Annotated in this window: 2 protein-coding genes; both read left to right on the top strand. The window is 64.4% G+C overall.

What is annotated here, in order from left to right; translation table 11 throughout:
* The first annotated feature begins 130 nt into the window (after positions 1-130).
* Complete coding sequence (locus tag VF202_03060; GenBank protein ID HEX7039076.1) at positions 131-328, top strand: hypothetical protein; 198 nt, start codon at positions 131-133, stop codon at positions 326-328.
* A gap of 152 nt (positions 329-480) precedes the next feature.
* The coding region (locus VF202_03055; protein HEX7039075.1) for an ATP-binding protein at positions 481-1305 on the top strand (825 nt) is incomplete at its 3' end.

Below are 1305 nucleotides of genomic sequence, written 5' to 3'. Positions count from 1 at the left end.
GCCGCCCTGCTGGCGCGCGGCAAGTGGCCCGAGCAGGAGCACCTGCGGCCGGCCAAGGTGGTGCCGCTGCGTCCAGATCCGCGCGATGCCAACGCGAGCTGCTTTCTGCGGCCGCAGGCGAAGTGATGCCATGAAGCCGCTGAACCCCGAGACGATCTTCTCCGACCACCCGCTCTCCCAAGCCGGGCTCATCGTAGAGCAGAACCCCGGGGGCGAGTGGCAAGCGTATGAGACCTCGTGGGATTGGGGCGACCCGATCGGCTACGGCTCGACGCCTGAAGAGGCGGTCGCGGACCTGAAAGAGCAGTTGGAGGACGAGATCCCATGAGCAAGAACGCGTACGACGGAGCTGGCCACGGCGTACTACGTGAGCGCGCGATGCGGGATTGGGACGCTCGGCGAGGAACTTACAGCGAGGGTTGAACAATGGCACTACGAATTCACAAGGCCCACGAGCCGATCGAAGTCACCCAAGTGCGCATGCTCATCTACGGCATGCCGGGCATCGGCAAAAGCTCTTTCGGCTTCACGGCCGAGTCGCCGCTGCTGCTCGACTTCGATGGTGGCGCTCACCGCTCCGCCTTCCGCCAGGACATTGTGCCGGTCGGCGCGTGGTCGGAGATCGCGACGATCACGGCGGAGGACTTGAAGCCGTACAAGACGGTGGTGCTCGACACCGTGGGGCGCGCGCTCGACTTCCTCTCGGCGGAGTTGATCGCGGAGAACCCCAAGCTCGCAACCAAGGCTGGCGCTCTCTCGCTGCAAGGGTACGGCGCGCTCAAGTCCGCGTTCGCCTCCTGGCTTGGGCGGCTCAACTCCCTGGGACTCGACGTGATCATGATCGCGCATGACAAGGAGTCGACCAACGAGCGGGACGTGAAGATCGTGCGGCCCGATGTGACGGGCGGATCGTACAACGAGATCTTCAAGCTCGCCGACTCCGTGGGCTACATGTACGCGGACGGCAAGAAGCGGGTCTTGGACTTCAACCCGACCGAGAACTACGTCGGCAAGAACCCGGCGCAGTTCGATGTGATCGAGATCCCGGACTACAACCGCGAGCCGCGCTTTGCCGGTCGGCTGATCGTGGAGATCAAGTCGGCTCTGGGCCAGCTCTCGGCCGAGGCTCAGAAGGTGGTCACGGCGGTCAATGCCTTCCGCGATCGGATGCCGGAGATCGAGACGGCCGAGGAGATGACGGCACTCCTGGCCGAAGTGGACAAGCTGGAGGAGCCGGTCAAGGCGCAGTGCAAGCGCGTCATGCTCGACCGTTGCAACGAGCTCGGGCTCGAGTACGACAAGAAG

Source organism: Trueperaceae bacterium (genome assembly GCA_036381035.1).
Lineage (GTDB): Bacteria > Deinococcota > Deinococci > Deinococcales > Trueperaceae > DASRWD01.
Note: the sequence above shows the minus strand (reverse complement) of the source record. Positions and strands in the feature narration are given on the sequence as shown.